Origin of the sequence: Bacillus sp. S10(2024) (assembly GCF_050473865.1) — a bacterium.
GTDB lineage: Bacteria > Bacillota > Bacilli > Bacillales > Bacillaceae_G > Bacillus_A.
In genome coordinates, this window is the sequence record NZ_JBFLUR010000002.1 from 1,557,340 (window position 1) to 1,573,060 (window position 15,721).

Here is a 15,721-nt window from a genome sequence, read left to right on the forward strand (position 1 = left end):
TTGTGCCAAAGCTACGGCACTTCAGTCAACTATAAATGCTTTAAATCCCTTTATTTCGGATTCGGAAACGACGAAGAATTCTGCAAGCATCTGATTAAACGTTCTCATACGGATTGAGAAAAAATAATCTCGTTCCTTTGAATGTTATCTTCCCTTAAAAGCTTAATGTGTTTCTCTTACCCCAAGCTTAATAGGACATTTGTCATATACAACACTTTATAAATACTGTATTTTATAAAGTGTTGTGAAATCATAGAAGGTATTTTGTGTAAAGTCTAGCCTTTGCGCTTTGACGTATAAAGGTATCTTAAATGAGTACGTTGATAAGACTTTTTATAAAAGGCGGCTACAAAAACTAACTATATTTGGAGGATTACTATGAAGTACGAAGTTATAATATTTGATGCAGATGAGACGTTATTTGACTTTAAAAAATCAGAAAAAGACGCTCTTAAAAATACGATGCTGGCATGTAATATAGAATATGATGAAAGTTATCATTTGAAAGTATACAAGTCTATCAATACAGCCATATGGAAAGAGTTAGAGAATGGAGTTATTACTCAGAAAAAATTAAATGTTGAAAGATTTAAACGGTTATCAAATCAATTAGATGATGAGTTTGACGAAGTTGAATTCGCACAATTATATATGAAACATTTATCTAATGCATCTTTTTTATATGATGAGAGTATAGACCTTGTAGAGAGTCTACATCAAGACTATAAACTTTCTATCATTACCAATGGCCTTAAAGATGTTCAAGATACTAGAATCCGGAAATCTGTTATAGCAAAATATTTTGAAGATATAGTAGTTTCTGAAGATGTTCATGTATCAAAGCCAGATTCTAAAATATTTGAATACGCTTTAAACAAATTAAAACATACTGACAAGAGCAAGGTATTGATGGTAGGCGATAGCTTAACTTCTGATATACAAGGTGGAATCAATTTTGGTATCGATACGTGCTGGTTTAACCCTAATCAAATCGTAAATACATCCGACTTAAAACCCACTTATGAGATTTCAAATTTGCTGGATCTTAAAAATATACTAAAAAGATAAATATATACAAAGAAGAGAAAGGAATTGATTCATATTAAATCCCTTTCTCTTTTACGTCTGTTACATCTCCTCAGGCGCTTCCATCCCAAGTAAACGCAAACCTTCTTTCAACACAACTGCCGCCGCATATACGAGCGCAAGTCTGCTTTCTCTCTCTGCATTTTCTTCTAAAATACGAACATTTCCGTAATATTTATTAAATGCTTGCGCTACGTCTAATAAATATTTCGCAATATGAGATGGCTCATATTTGGCAAACGCTGTTTCAATGACTTGCGGAAAACGATGCAACAGTTTTATAACAGTCCAGCTTATATCGTCTGTTAACTGTAACTCTTGTTTTTCAATATCGATATCGCTTTTTTTCAATAACGAACAAGTACGTGCATGTGTGTATTGTACATATGGTCCTGTTTCTCCTTCGAATTTCAACATATTTTCAAGTGAAAATTCGATGTTATGCATGCGTTCATTTTTCAAGTCATGGAAAATAACTGCGCCAACCCCAACTTGTCTTGCTACTTCATCTTTGTTCTTTAAGTTCGGATTCTTCTCTTCAATATTTTGTTTTGCTAGCGTAATTGCTTCTTCTAACACTTCTTCTAATAAAACAACTTTCCCTTTACGAGTAGACATTTTCTTCCCATCTTTTAAAATAAGTCCGAATGGAACATGAGACATGCCTTCTACCCACTGAAATCCTAGTTTCTTTAGTACAGTGAAAAATTGTGAGAAATGTAAGCTTTGTTCATCTCCAACGACATATAGTGCTTTATCAAACTTATACGTGTTTTGACGATATAGTGCAGCCGTTAAATCACGCGTTGCATAGAGTGTAGCACCATCTGACTTTTTAATTAAACATGGCGGCATTCCTTCCGCTTCTAAATTAACAACTTGTGCTCCGTCTGATTCTTCTAGTAAATCTGTTTCTTCTAGAAGCTTAACGAAATCATCCATCTTATCATTATAAAATGCTTCTCCTTGAAAATTAAAGAATTCTACGCCAAGCAGCTCATAAATGCGAGAGAACTCTTTTAACGATTCGTGACGAAACCAGTTCCACAAATATACCGCTTCTTCATTGCCATCTTCTAGCTTCTTAAACCATGCACGCCCTTCTTCTTCGAGCTCTGGATACTCTTTTACTTCTTCATGAAAGTGTACGTACAACTTAAATAACTCACGAATCGGATCTTCTCTAACAAGCTCTTCATCGCCCCATTTTTTATAAGCAATAATGAGCTTACCAAACTGTGTTCCCCAGTCCCCAACGTAGTTAATACCTACAACTTCATAACCACATTTTTCACATATCTGTTTTAATGCATTTCCAATCATTGTCGAACGTAAATGCCCCATCGAAAATGGCTTCGCGATATTAGGAGATGAATAGTCAATGACAACCGTTCTTTCTTGCCCAAAGTGTAACTGCCCATATTCTTCCTTTTCGTCTAGTATTGTATTTAACACTTCATTACTTACAGTTTGACGATTAAAGAACACATTTACATATGGTCCAACCGCTTCAACTTTTGTAAAAAATGGGTGTGATAATTTATCTGCTAGTTCCTGTGCAATAACTGCCGGTGCTTTTTTATATTGCTTTGCTAATGTGAAACAAGGAAAAGCAGCATCTCCAAACTCATCTTGCTTTGGTGTTTCAATTAAAACGGTAATTTGTTCTAATGATAAACCTGGTTCTAATACGTCGAATACATGCTGTGCGAACTTCATTTTATATTCCATCAGTATCTTCCTCCTTTTTATCAATAAAAAAACTCGCCTCTTTTCTAAAAAAAGAGACGAGTTTACACCCGTGGTACCACCCTTGTTGTTCATAATGAACCACTTTCCCGTTTATAACGAGGTTAGGGAGCCCCGGCTTACTCTACTACACTGTTCAAGCAGCATCTCCGAAGTGCGCTTCATTATTTTCTCTGCACTAGGCTTTCACCATCCCTAGCTCGCTTTTGCTTCTGAAAATAATTACTCTCTTCATCCAAGATTTCCTATAAAATTTATTATAATCCATTATACATCTTGCCAAATAATTAGCAAGTTTCAATTACACCAAAATGAAATTTTGCGCTTTTTCGTTTATAGACAAAGAAGTTATGTTTTTCAAAACGCATACTGCGAAAATGATCCTTTAACACAACACGTTTTCGTGCTACACGCTTAGCCTCTTTAATTGTTTCGTCCGTAATATCGTTGTACAACGCAAAATGTTTTAAACCACGAATACCATCTGATTCTAATACCGTTTCTTCAAACATCGGATCTAAATATACTACATCGTAGCTATGATCTTCACATTGTTGTAAAAAAGATAAGTGTTCCGTATTCTTAACTGTAATTCGCTGCATTGCTTCGTTCATTTCTGTTACACTTGTATCCCACTGCTGAAGACCTTTTTCAATCAAATATGCCATATAGCAATTACCTTCTAATCCAGTGATTTCTCCCGCTTCTCCTACAGCATAACTTGCCACAATGCTATCAGATGCCATACCGAGTGTGCAATCTAACACTTTCATCCCTTCTTCTAGCTGCGCGGCTTGCAGAAACGGATCATGTTCACCGCGCATTAATCGTTTCACGCGAAACATAGCTGAATTCGGATGAAAAAAGAACGATTCTTCCGTTCCTTGCGGATAAATTGCTAATCGATTTTTCTGGGCAACAAGTATATCTTGTTTATATTGTTCATGTAATTCATAAATAGGACGGTCATTTCTCACAAGAAAAGAGCTTTGCAAGTCGGTTGCTATTTTTTTTGCATATGCGGTCATTTCTTTATTTGTTCGGCCTGCTGTCGTTACAATCATTCTGTCACCTCATTACAAAGAAAAAGGGAGAAAATCTCTCCCTTTTTAGCAATACTTTTCAAAAGCTTGTTCTAAGTTGTGAATAATCTCTTCCATTGTTGCACCTTCAATTTCATGACGATGAATAAAGTGAACAACTTCTTTTCCTTTTAATAGTGCCATTGATGGTGAAGATGGCGGGATATCATCAAAGTAAGAGCGCATCATCGCTGTTGCTTCTTTATCTTGACCTGCAAATACAGTGACAAGATTATCAGGTTGCTTCTCAGAACGTACAACCGCTTGACCAGCTGATGGACGTGCTAAGCCTGCCGCACAACCACAAACAGAGTTCACAACAACTAATGTTGTCCCTTCTGCATTTTCCATGTATTCTTGTACATCTTCTGCTGTTGTTAATTCTTTAAATCCCGAGCGTACTAATTCTTGACGCATCGGAATTACCATTTGGCGCATATATTCTTCGTATGCATTTGTCATGTTACCAATCTCTCCTTCAACTTTCATTCCAGATTCATCATATCACGCTCTAATACTAGACGCAAAAGAAACATGTTGACTTTCTTATTTTTCCCTTTGGATTTCACAAGCACCATTTTTACAATGTCCAACAGGAACAATTTCTCTCTTTGTCGCAATATAATCATATAAGACGTGACCAAACCCGAAAAGAATCGATAGTTTAATAAAAGGTACGATTGCCCAGTATGCAGGAATTCTTTTCGCTAAGACATATATACTTTGAATCCCTTTATACCAGCGGGCATCCTTATAAATGTATAAATGTTGTTCCATGTTTTGCTGCATCTCTTCTGATAAACAATAGTGCCGAACAATTTCATCTTCACGAAAAGAAACAAATATTATTTTTCCCTTTTTATCTAGTTCCTTCGTTCGATTTGCAACCTTTGTACACATCGGACACCAACTATCGTAAAAGACAATCATAGTTATTATTCTCCTTTTCGGTACTCTGTCATTTGCTTCCAAACAGAACCTTTTGCTTCTTCACCGCCCTCAATGCGTTCAAGTGCTAAACGCGCTTGCATTGCTACTTCAAATTCCGGATCCTCTTGTGCTACGCGAAGTGCTGGGATTGCACTTTCATCACCAATTTCAAATAGAAACATTGCCGCGCGCCAGCGTACAAGTTTACTTGAATCTTTTAATGTCTTAATCATCACAAACATTGCTGCAGGGTCACCGATATCTGATAAGCAATCACCTGCTGTGCGGCGTACACTGACTGATTTATCTAATAATGCCTTATAGAGTAAAGGTAAGACACGATCCCCTTTAACCATTCCTAAATAAGCAGTTGCTAAGCGACGAATCGATACTTTTTCATCTTCTAACGCTTTCTCTAGTACAGGAATATCTTCTTCTGTTGGATCCATTTGTTCTAGTGCTGCATAGCGTTTTGTCCAATCAGAATCTTTTATCATTTCCTCTGTTACTTTATATGGCTCACGCTTTGTAATCGTTACTTCTACCTCTCCTGCTTGCTCTAATAATTCTTGGACAATCGCATCTACACGATCGGCTGGATATGCCGCAACAACCTCTTCCACAACTTCTTTTCCAATCTCTTCAAAACTACCATAACGCGTACTTTGCTCCACCCATTTACGCTCTTTCACAACATTTGGCGCTGACATTTGCACTTTCATAATTGCTTCCTTAAAACGATCTGGTAGTCCGACGCGTTCTTCAGTTGTACCATCGGTTAATTTCACTTGCATCGGGATCGTAAAGAACATTTGAATGAATACTTTCACTTCGCCAAAATGGGCATTCTGTTCTTGTTCACTCTCCGTTACGACTTCTTCACCAAAGACTGCGCGAACTTGCTGTAAAATATGTTTCCAGTCATATTTCGCATTACGCTCTACTGCTAAAAAGTCCGCTACATGATATACACCTTTTACACCTTCAATTTGCAAAATTTGCTGTACTCTCTCTGGAGCCTCTATTACATTATTACGCGTATAATTGTTACGTGCTCCTGCTGGTAATACTTCATTTAAAATAACCTTCATTGTATTTGGGCTCGGTGTCGGTTCAATTCCTTTAATCTTCACGTAAATTGTCTCTCCTTTATTGCTGTTCTTAGCTGTATTGTAACATGTTCTTAAATAAGACTCCTACTGAGGTGCTTGCTCTTTTTTCTTCTCTAAAAATGTAATTCTTTCAATCACAACTTCTGTCTTATATATTCTCTTACCGCTCTCATTATTATATTGACTCGTATGAATATGTCCTGTTATACCAACAAGTTCCCCTTTTTTACAGTACATCGTTACATTTTCCGCTGATTTCCGCCAAATCATGCAATGAATAAAATCTGCTTGTTGCTCTCCTAAACTGTTACGAAATCCTCTATTTACCGCAACACATATACGTGCATAAGCAATTCCTTGTTTTGTATAGAATAACTCTGGATCTTTTGTTAATCTGCCAATTAACGCAACTCGATTCATCATACGGTTCATGCCACCTCTTCGTTTTTTCTTTATTGTAGAAAAAACGAAACGTGTAGTAAAAAATGTAAAAAATTATTTTTTACTACGAAAAGCCAACTTTCTCTCTATAAATTTTCAAAAAGAAATCCTGCATGTTACAATCATGCAGGATTTCAATACGTTAATCATTTTTTACAAAATAAGAAACGAAGCGTAAAATTTCTAAGTATAACCAAACTAATGTCATCATTAAGCCCATCGCACCGTACCACTCCATATATTTTGGAGCGCCGCCACGTGCACCGCCTTCAATGAAATCAAAGTCTAACATTAAGTTTAATGCAGCAACAACAATTACAACTGCGCTGACAATCATACCAATTGTTCCACCTTGATGTAAAAATGGAACTGGTACGCCAAATAGTTGTAAAACTAAAACGATTAAATACATAATCGCAATTCCAAACGTCGCTGCCATCACACCCGTACGAAACTTATCTGTCACCTTCACAACACGCGTTGCATATAACACTAACATTGCTAGTAAAATAGAAACTGTTAATAATACTGCGTGTAAAATAATATAATCACCAAATTTCATTGTATATACAGCAGAAATACTTCCTAATACAATCCCTTCTACTGCTGCATAAATCGGTGCTGTAATCGGTGAAATACGCGGTACAAAGATCGATACAAATGCAATAATTGCCGCAATAATTAAAGCACCAATTAACACTGGCATTTGCATTTTATTTTGTATCATCTGCATATATGCGTACACTGACGTTCCTAATAACAAAATAAGCATAATGAACGTTTTCGCAACTGCACCACCGACTGTCATCGCTGAAGTGCTTACGCCTTCTTTACGAAACGCATCTTTTTTTAACATTGGATTAGATGTGCGCATGATTTCCCTCCTAAAATAGTTTCTACCAATAGTGTAAAGATTTTCCCTTTACATTTCAACATATGCGGCTTGTTTTTACTTTAATCCTTCAACAATGTCAGATAATTCACTCCAACGCTCCATTGTCCGTTCTAATTCTTCTTCTGTTCGCTGCTGCTCTTCAGAGAGTTGCTGTGCTTTCGTATAATCAGCACCCACTTTTTCTAATTCTTCTGTAATACTTTCAATTTTCGCTTCTAATTCTGCAATCTTATCTTCAATCGTTTCCCATTCACGCTGTTCATTATAGGAAAGCTTACGTTTCCTTTGTTGTTTTGGCGCTTCTTCTACTTTCTTTTCTTTCTGAACTTCTGCTTTTACCAGTGCTTCTTGTGCTTTTTTCTCATCTAAATAATCGCTATAGCTGCCAAAGAAGATGCGAACGTTTCCGTTCCCTTCAAATACAAACAGTTCTTCTGCAATTTTATCAAGGAAGTATCGATCATGCGATACAGTAAGGACAACACCAGGAAACTCTTCTAAATAGTCTTCAAGCACTGTTAATGTTTGCGTATCTAAATCGTTCGTCGGCTCATCTAAAAGTAAAACATTCGGCTCTCCCATTAAAATACGTAATAGATATAATCTTCTTTTTTCACCACCTGATAATTTACTAAGCGGTGTACCATGTGTATGCGGTTCGAATAAGAAACGTTCTAACATTTGCGATGCACTAATCATTTTTCCATCTGTCGTATGAATAACCTCAGCTGCTTCTTTAATATACTCAATCATCCGCTGATTTAAATTCATGTCTTCATTTTCTTGCGTATAATATGCGATTTTTACCGTTTGTCCAACTTCAATTTCACCGCTGTCTGGTGTGATTTTACCAGCAAGCATGTTTAATAGAGAAGATTTCCCGCTACCATTCGCACCGATAATCCCAATGCGATCTCCCGGTTTCACAATATATTGGAAATGATGAAGAACAGTTTTATCACCAAATGTTTTTGTCACATCTTTTAATTCTAGTACTTTCTTTCCTAATCGGCTGCCTCCAAGCGCAATATCAACGTTTTGTTTTGCACTTGGTCCATCTTGCTGTTGCAATTCTTCAAAGCGCTGAATACGTGCCTTTTGCTTCGTAGAGCGTGCCTTCGCACCGCGGCGAATCCAAGCAAGCTCACGGCGATATAAGTTTTGGCGCTTTGCTTCCTGTGCCATTTCTTGTTCTTCTCGAAGTGCTTTCGCTTCTAAAAAAGCACCGTAATTTCCTTCATAGCTATATAACTTACCATTATCTAATTCAAAAATACGGTTCGTTACACGATCTAAAAAATATCGATCATGCGTAACAAGTAAAACGGAACCTGTATAACGTGATAAATATTCTTCTAGCCATTCTACTGTTTCATGGTCGAGATGGTTCGTCGGCTCGTCTAAAATTAATAAATCTGGTGTTTGAATGAAACATTGCGCCATCGCAACGCGTTTTTTCTGCCCACCCGATAAATTTCCTACTGCTGCAGAAAAATCAGTAATGCCGAGCTTCGTTAGCAATGACTTTGCATTTGCATTCGCTTCCCAAGCATTCATTGCATCCATACGCTGCTGCACTGCAAATAATGCCTCCTGCGCTTTTTCACTTGTTGGATTTCTTTCTAAGTTCAATAATGTTTGCTCATACTCACGAAGAAGACGAATTAACGGTGTATCCCCATGAAACACTTGCTCCAGTACAGTTAAATTTTCTTTAAAATCAGGTTGCTGTGATAAATAACTAATTGTATATCCACGTGTATGCGTCATTTCCCCTGTATCTGGAATTTCCACACCCGCAATAATTTTTAATAGCGTTGATTTCCCTGTTCCATTTACACCGATAATACCAGCACGCTGCCCCTCCGCAATACTAAAAGATAGACCATTAAATAATGGTTTGTCTCCATATGATTTCGATACATTTTCGACTGTTAACATTCTCATATTTGTGCATTCCACTCTTTCATAAATTGATCAATAAATTGTTCCATATAGCGATGACGCTCTTCTGCCTCTTCCTTCGCTGCAACTGTATTCATTAAATCTTTTAACTTTAACAGTTTTTCATAAAAATGATTTAGCGATGGTTCATCGTTTTTTCGATATTCTTCTTTCGTCATCGTTTCACGCGGTAGAATGTTTGGGTCATACAGTAAACGGCCCTTTGCCCCTCCATAAGCAAAAGTTCGTGCAATCCCGATTGCTCCAAGTGCATCAAGACGATCTGCATCTTGAACAATTTTACCTTCTAACGTTGCCACAGTTCCGCCGTTTCCACCTTTATAAGACATATTTGCAATAATATGAACAATATGCCGTGCCTCTTCTTGATGAACCCCTAATAGTTCAAGCCAATCTGTTACTTTCTTCATGCCAGTTTCTTCACTCTCATTTAACTTCTCATCTGCAACGTCGTGAAGTAAAGCCGCCATTTCAATAACAAAGCGATTCCCACCTTCTTTTTCAAACAATGCAATCGCTAATTTATGTACGCGTTCAACATGATACCAATCGTGACCACTTGCATCCTTTTCCAATATGCTTTTAACAAATGTAATCGTTTTTTCAATTTGTTCTTGTTTATTCATAATATCTTCACCCAATTTAATATTGTAACACGCTCTCATTTTTTCATCACATATTTTCTTGTCCGCCCATACTATATGCTGTAACTAGTATCTTGAAGGAGGAAAAAAAATGTTTTATAACTCGCAACAGCCTTATCCGCAGCAACCCTATTATCAATCACATCCTGATCAACAGCCATACTATCAATACAATCCACGTTTCCCTCAAGCCGGCCCTACAATGCCAACGGAACCAACTGAACAACAAATCCAACAATACGCTGCACAATTTCAACACTTAAAACAACCCGTATTAAGCCTCGTTAAACCTTGGGTAGAATATGGTGTAAAAGAAGCAAAATATACATCCGTATCACACGCAATGACGGAAATTGCTGCAATCACATACTTAATTGGAAAAGGTTACAATCCAACAGTTGCTCATTACATTGTTGAATCTTGGGAGAAGAATGAACAGTTTTAAATCTATTTATTTTGTAGCACATACAAACGATAAAAGTGCCAAAAAACCTTAAATATAGGGATTTTGGTGCTTTTTCTTTCTATAATCTATTTTATCACAAAAATATTCCCCATATTTTCCGTGTTCTTAATCCGTTTATTCGATAAATAATAAAACAGAATCTTACAAATAAAAAAGAGGACCCGATTTAGTGGATGCTCTCAATGCGACAAGGAGTGTAAATATTGATTAGAACAAGCGGTTAGCTTGTCCTAATCAATATTTGACAAAAGCACCCATATTGGATGCTCTAACTTCTACTATTCTTTTATCTAATCAACATACGATATGTGAAATTTCATTCTTTTCCTAGTCACCTAATGTTGGTTTATATTTTGCAAGTCGAACGATACGACATCAAGTGATTAAGATAAGAACAAAAGCAAACTTATAAAATGCTCCCTTTTATAAAATAAGAATTTTATTAAGCTTTGTTTAACTTATTTAAATTAATTGCTGATTCTATCCGATAGCTCACGATGAATTCCACGTTTACATTTTGTAATTGCTCTTCTGTATAATCGTAAAAATCCACGGCTACACGTTTTGCGAACCTCTCTGCATATTCATCTTCTTTTACAGGAACTGAAACTATAAAGCTCATATGCTCGTTATATACATGGTACTGATAATTAGCGTTAGGCATCTCACCCTTCCTTCCTGTCAAATAACTATTTGGTTAAAATTCAGGCTAAACAATAATACATTATATTAGTTATTTGTTGTTTCTAAAATAAATTAATTTAATAACATAAGAATGAGATATCTATTAAAAAGATTTTATCTTACTAATTTTTTAACACATAAGCGAGGTGATTTTGATAGAAAACATAGATCCAAAAAACAAAGATTTTTTCAATGATCTCCTATTTATGGATATCAATAAAATAATTCTTCCTCATTTGCCACCTGGACCTGCCGGCTCTACTGGTGCTACTGGACCTGCCGGATTAGGATTAACAAACTACCTATATACTTTTGATACTACTAACCAGTCAGTTGCAGTCGGTAGTAATGTTACCTTTAATACAAATGGGCCTATAATAGGAACTGCTCTTACTCATATAGCAGGTACAGGAAATATTATAATTAATACACTAGGAACATATTTAGCAGAATTTCAATTAATGGCCACTCGTGAAAATCAATTTTCCTTTGAGTTAAACGGTACACCAATTTCAGGTGGAAGATATGGAACAGGTTCACCGCATGCCCTAAATCAAGGTATTGTCGCTTTTACAGTAACAGCTATACCTTCAACATTAACTTTAGTAAACAATATTTCTTCATCTGGTACCATTACTCTCTCAAATACTGATGGAGGTTCTTTAACAGCTGTATCTGCGAGTATAAGTATTTTTCAAGTAGCATGATTAATTGGATTAGAAACGGAACAAAGAATAGCTACTATACGTAGCTTTTGTGGTCATGAGATTAAGGTTATATATTTAAACTTTTTTCTTTTGTAGCATAAATACCCATCTAATCACTACAGACATGCACAACACAGTTTTTGTGCATGCTCTTTTCATTTTGATTAGTTGCGATAGGTAAGACTTTGAAGTTATCTCCATCTTTTCCCCCGCTTAGCACTGTACGTGCGACTTTCATCGCATACAGCGCCCCATCTTATCCTTTTATACTAAAGTAACTAGATTACAAACTTTACGAAGTTTGTTTATTTTCTTCAATTGACTATCACTTAGTTGAAGTAATCTCATATATTTTCTAATCGTCTCTACATTTGTAGCGTGTATCAGTCTGTGGACAAATTCATACACAATAATTAGGTTGTTGAATTCATCAGTTCCTCCCATATCTCTTGGTAGTTTATGATGGCAATGCACATCTTCAGCTAGTAAAAAGATTCCTGTGACGGCGCATTTGCCATTTTGCATGGAATATCTTGATATTCTGTTATCTGTGTATTCCACGCTCTGCCCTTTATTGGGGGATAGCAACATCTTCTGCATTTCATTGGCAATGTTACCTTTTAGGCTTTTGATGAGCTTTTGTCTTCCTTTTATAGTGTAGTTGCATATGTCTTGACTGAAACTTTGAGGGAATCTTGTTTGTATGTCCGCTAGTGGATATACATGATTACCTGCTATTTCAAAGGTTCTATAATTATTCCTGTGAGTTCTTTTGTATAATGCATTTGCATTGGTAGGAATCTTATATTTCCCTATTGATTTTAGACGATTAAACAAAGTTTTCGAGAGACGAAAGGCTATTTCAGCAAAGTCTATAGTTACATGTGTTGCAATTTTGTAATAGTTTTTAATGCCAAGCACGTAAGAGTTATAGTCCTGCACTGTTTTCCCTGATGGATTCTTTTGAATTGCTTTAATCCTTATTTTTGATTTTTCAAGGATATCCTTTTTCTTTTTCTCGCTTACATGTGTGTTTGCCACATATCTTTTGCGCTTTTTAACGAATTTAATAGAGAACCCCAGAAAATCCGAAGATTTTCTTTTTAGGTTAGTTATAGTTGATTTTTCATTAGATATGTTAAGGTTTAATTGATTCTCGAGATAACCTTCCACTGCATGGAATATTTTAGTTGCAGATTTGTGATTGTTTGTAAATATTTTAAAATCATCTGCATACCTAACTATATACATTCTCTTCAATTTTGTTTTTGATAGATGATAGTTTTTATTTGGTAGTGTATATGGTTTTCTTGTTTTGATATTATCCCACTGACTAGATATCCACCAATCTAGGTCATTCAATACAACATTACTTAGTAATGGGCTTAGAATTCCTCCTTGCGGAGTGCCTTTTGTAGGAATGCCTTCTCCTTTGATTGGTGCTTTTAACATTTTCGAGATGATTGTCAGCACTCTTCTATCAGTTATACCTATGTTATATAGTTGTTTTAGTAATTTGGAGTGGTTTACGTTGTCAAAGAAACCTTGTATATCAATATCAACTACGTGACTATATCCCCCACGGTTCATCAAGAATTGACACCTAGCCATCGCATGATGTGTTGACCTATTGGGTCTAAACCCATATGAATGCTTGTAGAATTTTGCTTCGCATATTGGCTCTAGAATCTGTTTGAACATTTGTTGAATCAATCTATCTCTCATTGTAGGTATTCCTAATGGGCGTTTCTTTCCATTTGGTTTGGGTATTTCTACCCTACGTACCGCGTTTGGTTTGTAGTCTATAAGAGCATTTCTTATGTTATCAACGAAAGAATCTACGTCTTTCATTTTATAATGGTCGATTGTGATACCATCTGTTCCTTCAGTTTTAGAGCCAGTGTTAGCCTTTATGTTTCTATATGCCAGTAGAATATTTTCTTTTGATATGATGTGTTTATATAAATTTATTCCTTTAGTAGCATTGTTTTTGCTACGTTGATATAAATCATCGAACACTTTTTGCATATCGTAGTATTCTGCATGTCGTAATGTTGTACTCACCGATGTATTAAATCCCCTTTCTTACGAAAAGTCCCATCATCTTACTCGATCCTGTGAGTTACATCTAGTTAATTTAGTTTTCAAAGAACAAGACTAGGGACTATCCCTCCACATTTGTTACATGCTTCGTCGGTACTGTGTCCCCACCTTCACAAGAATGAAGTATTTTCGGTTCGTTAGAACCTTATATACACCTGTCTGTTAGTAGACGTTAGTGACAGTTTCTTGCTTACCACGTTCCGATTGACTTAGCTATACATATATCCTTAGGTGCTTGCTTTAAGCCTGTTATCTTTACATCCTCATTGTTAGATGTTCCGAATTTCATATTAATTACTCTTACTTTTCGGTAGATAACGTCGTCATTGACGACATACACATTTCTAATGTATTAAGCGTTTAGACCCGTACATTCGCAAGTTTGCCAGTCCATTTGGACATTCTCACCATAGATATTTTGTAGCATCCCGACCTATCCATTACCATATGATTTCTCACTTAGGTTTTGTTCAGCCGACTTCACCTAGCTTCATACAATTTATGACTACTATCACGCCTTGCATGTAGGAGTATCAGATAAGTAGTTTCAGCTCAACCTGACGGCTTTCATTCCTACTTTCAGTCAATCAGTTGTTGTTATCAAATTGATAACCCTCCTATTTCGTGTTTACACACTTATGAGGAAACGTGTCGCACAAATAACGCTTTTGTTATAAAGTTACTTCTTCGACTAATGAACAATTTTAAACTTGTTCGGTTCGTAAAACATACAAACTATGAAAGTGCCAATTTACCGTCTCATACTAGGTTCATTGGTACTTTTTCACTGTACAAAATAATAATTCTTCTTCATTTTTATGTAATTTATAAATAAAGTTCTAAAAAATCAATTAAGTCAACTTTTTACTCTTTTATGTAAGTATCATCGAGTTAATAATGGATATTTGTATATAAAAATCATCCAGTACTTTAATTTATAAACTACACCATTTCTCCTTTCAATTATTCGTAAGAAAAATAGCATCTACTTTCTTCAACACCAAATTCATTAATTATTTCACCATATTTTTTTCAATGAGCTTATAATGATGCTCTTCATGTATCGCTAAAAGGTGAATACCTTGAATTAAGTTAGGATAGTTCGCAAGCGGATCCAAAAATATAATATGTCCAGCAATATCCTCTTCAATATTCGCAACTAATTCTCTCAATCTATTCGTTTCATTTAACAGCAACTCTATTAACTCTTCTTTATCCAGAGCATAAATCACCTTTTTCGGCGGCACCAATATAAAAGGAGCTTTCATCCCTTTTCCACGCTTTTCTTTATATTCAGCATATATATCATGAATTTGATTATGAAATGGTTTCTTCCTTCTCATTTTTGCATACGGAATTAGAACAAAAGAAAGTTTTGTCGCAACTTTAAGCATTCTTATAATTAAATATAAATGATATAAATGCTCTCCAATCGACCATTTCCCTTCTTTTTGATGCCATAGTTGTTCACTTGAAATATCTTCTATTTTTTGAAAGAAACAATGTCGCTGCTGTTGTAAAGTTTGAAAATGGTGTGATATACTTTCAGATTTCATCTCATACTCCCTTCATTTTAACTATAAATTTGATTCATACACATATATTGTAAAATTATACCACGATTATTTTTTATAAACAAAACGAACAAACATGTTGAACGAAACCACAAGCTGCTCCAGCTCAAAGCAATGGAAATGTATATTATAAAAATTGCTCAGAAGTAAAAGCTACTGGAAAAGCCCCTTTACACGCTGGTGATCCTGGCTACAGTAGTAAGTTAGATAGAGATGGTGATGGTATTGTATGTGAAAGATAATGTACATATGTGAAATTTTAAAGTGAGATTTTGGGGCTTAT

At 35.7% G+C, this 15,721-nt stretch carries 14 protein-coding genes, 2 pseudogenes and 1 other annotated feature; of the genes and pseudogenes, 4 read left to right on the forward strand and 12 right to left on the reverse strand.

The annotated features are described in order from the left end of the window. The first annotated feature begins 378 nt into the window (after nt 1-378). Nucleotides 379-1,068 carry a YjjG family noncanonical pyrimidine nucleotidase gene (locus AB1280_RS08030; protein WP_429755493.1) on the forward strand — a complete coding sequence of 230 codons (690 nt, stop codon included), beginning with the start codon at nt 379-381 and terminating at the stop codon, nt 1,066-1,068. A gap of 60 nt (nt 1,069-1,128) precedes the next feature. Here the strand turns inward: AB1280_RS08030 and argS are convergent, their stop codons facing one another. The 9 genes from argS to AB1280_RS08075 all read right to left on the reverse strand — a co-directional run bounded on the left by argS (nt 1,129) and on the right by AB1280_RS08075 (nt 9,886). Then, the gene (gene argS / locus AB1280_RS08035; RefSeq protein WP_429755494.1) at nt 1,129-2,817 is read right to left on the reverse strand and encodes an arginine--tRNA ligase; all 1,689 of its coding nucleotides are present in this window, start codon (nt 2,815-2,817) and stop codon (nt 1,129-1,131) included. Between the two features lie 49 nt (nt 2,818-2,866). After that, nucleotides 2,867-3,082, reverse strand: a binding site (T-box leader). 40 nt (nt 3,083-3,122) lie between these two features. After that, nucleotides 3,123-3,899 (reverse strand): class I SAM-dependent methyltransferase, encoded by a 777-nt coding sequence (locus AB1280_RS08040; protein WP_429755495.1) that lies wholly within the window; start codon nt 3,897-3,899, stop codon nt 3,123-3,125. 45 nt (nt 3,900-3,944) lie between these two features. Beyond that, complete coding sequence (locus AB1280_RS08045) at nt 3,945-4,379, reverse strand: BrxA/BrxB family bacilliredoxin (RefSeq protein ID WP_429755496.1); 435 nt, start codon at nt 4,377-4,379, stop codon at nt 3,945-3,947. 84 nt (nt 4,380-4,463) lie between these two features. Beyond that, nucleotides 4,464-4,847 (reverse strand): thiol-disulfide oxidoreductase DCC family protein, encoded by a 384-nt coding sequence (locus AB1280_RS08050; protein WP_429755497.1) that lies wholly within the window; start codon nt 4,845-4,847, stop codon nt 4,464-4,466. 5 nt (nt 4,848-4,852) lie between these two features. Next, a complete protein-coding gene (locus tag AB1280_RS08055) occupies nt 4,853-5,980 on the reverse strand; it encodes a conserved virulence factor C family protein (RefSeq protein WP_429755498.1) in 1,128 nt (375 codons plus the stop codon). Nucleotides 5,981-6,043: 63 nt separating this feature from the next. Then, entirely contained in the window at nt 6,044-6,382 is a 339-nt protein-coding gene (locus AB1280_RS08060; RefSeq protein ID WP_090995014.1) for a single-stranded DNA-binding protein, read from the reverse strand. Between the two features lie 160 nt (nt 6,383-6,542). Further along, nucleotides 6,543-7,274, reverse strand: a complete 732-nt coding sequence (locus AB1280_RS08065) for a Bax inhibitor-1/YccA family protein (RefSeq protein ID WP_272190774.1) — start codon at nt 7,272-7,274, stop codon at nt 6,543-6,545. A gap of 75 nt (nt 7,275-7,349) precedes the next feature. Further along, nucleotides 7,350-9,242 carry an ABC-F family ATP-binding cassette domain-containing protein gene (locus tag AB1280_RS08070; RefSeq protein WP_429755499.1) on the reverse strand — a complete coding sequence of 631 codons (1,893 nt, stop codon included), beginning with the start codon at nt 9,240-9,242 and terminating at the stop codon, nt 7,350-7,352. After that, on the reverse strand, nt 9,239-9,886 hold the full coding sequence (locus AB1280_RS08075; protein ID WP_429755500.1) for an HD domain-containing protein: 648 nt from the start codon (nt 9,884-9,886) through the stop codon (nt 9,239-9,241). The genes AB1280_RS08070 and AB1280_RS08075 overlap by 4 nt, the downstream gene beginning before the upstream one ends. A 130-nt stretch (nt 9,887-10,016) precedes the next feature. Between AB1280_RS08075 and AB1280_RS08080 the strand changes: the two are divergent. Next, a pseudogene (locus AB1280_RS08080) lies at nt 10,017-10,349 on the forward strand (hypothetical protein); the annotation flags it as partial. Nucleotides 10,350-10,812: 463 nt separating this feature from the next. On the opposite strand, the gene AB1280_RS08085 reads toward AB1280_RS08080, so the two are convergent. Next, a complete protein-coding gene (locus AB1280_RS08085; protein ID WP_429755501.1) occupies nt 10,813-11,034 on the reverse strand; it encodes a hypothetical protein in 222 nt (73 codons plus the stop codon). A 226-nt stretch (nt 11,035-11,260) separates the two neighbouring features. Between AB1280_RS08085 and AB1280_RS08090 the strand changes: the two genes are divergently transcribed. After that, on the forward strand, nt 11,261-11,761 hold the full coding sequence (locus tag AB1280_RS08090; RefSeq protein ID WP_429755502.1) for a hypothetical protein: 501 nt from the start codon (nt 11,261-11,263) through the stop codon (nt 11,759-11,761). Nucleotides 11,762-12,025: 264 nt separating this feature from the next. Here AB1280_RS08090 and ltrA read toward each other — a convergent pair whose 3' ends face one another. Next, nucleotides 12,026-13,825, reverse strand: coding sequence for a group II intron reverse transcriptase/maturase (gene ltrA, locus AB1280_RS08095; RefSeq protein ID WP_429755129.1), 1,800 nt, complete (start codon nt 13,823-13,825; stop codon nt 12,026-12,028). Nucleotides 13,826-14,877: 1,052 nt separating this feature from the next. After that, entirely contained in the window at nt 14,878-15,420 is a 543-nt protein-coding gene (locus AB1280_RS08100) for a DinB family protein (protein WP_429755503.1), read from the reverse strand. Nucleotides 15,421-15,530: 110 nt separating this feature from the next. Here AB1280_RS08100 and AB1280_RS08105 point away from each other — a divergent pair. Further along, nucleotides 15,531-15,680 (forward strand): annotated as a pseudogene (locus AB1280_RS08105) (excalibur calcium-binding domain-containing protein); the annotation flags it as partial. Nucleotides 15,681-15,721: the final 41 nt, after the last annotated feature.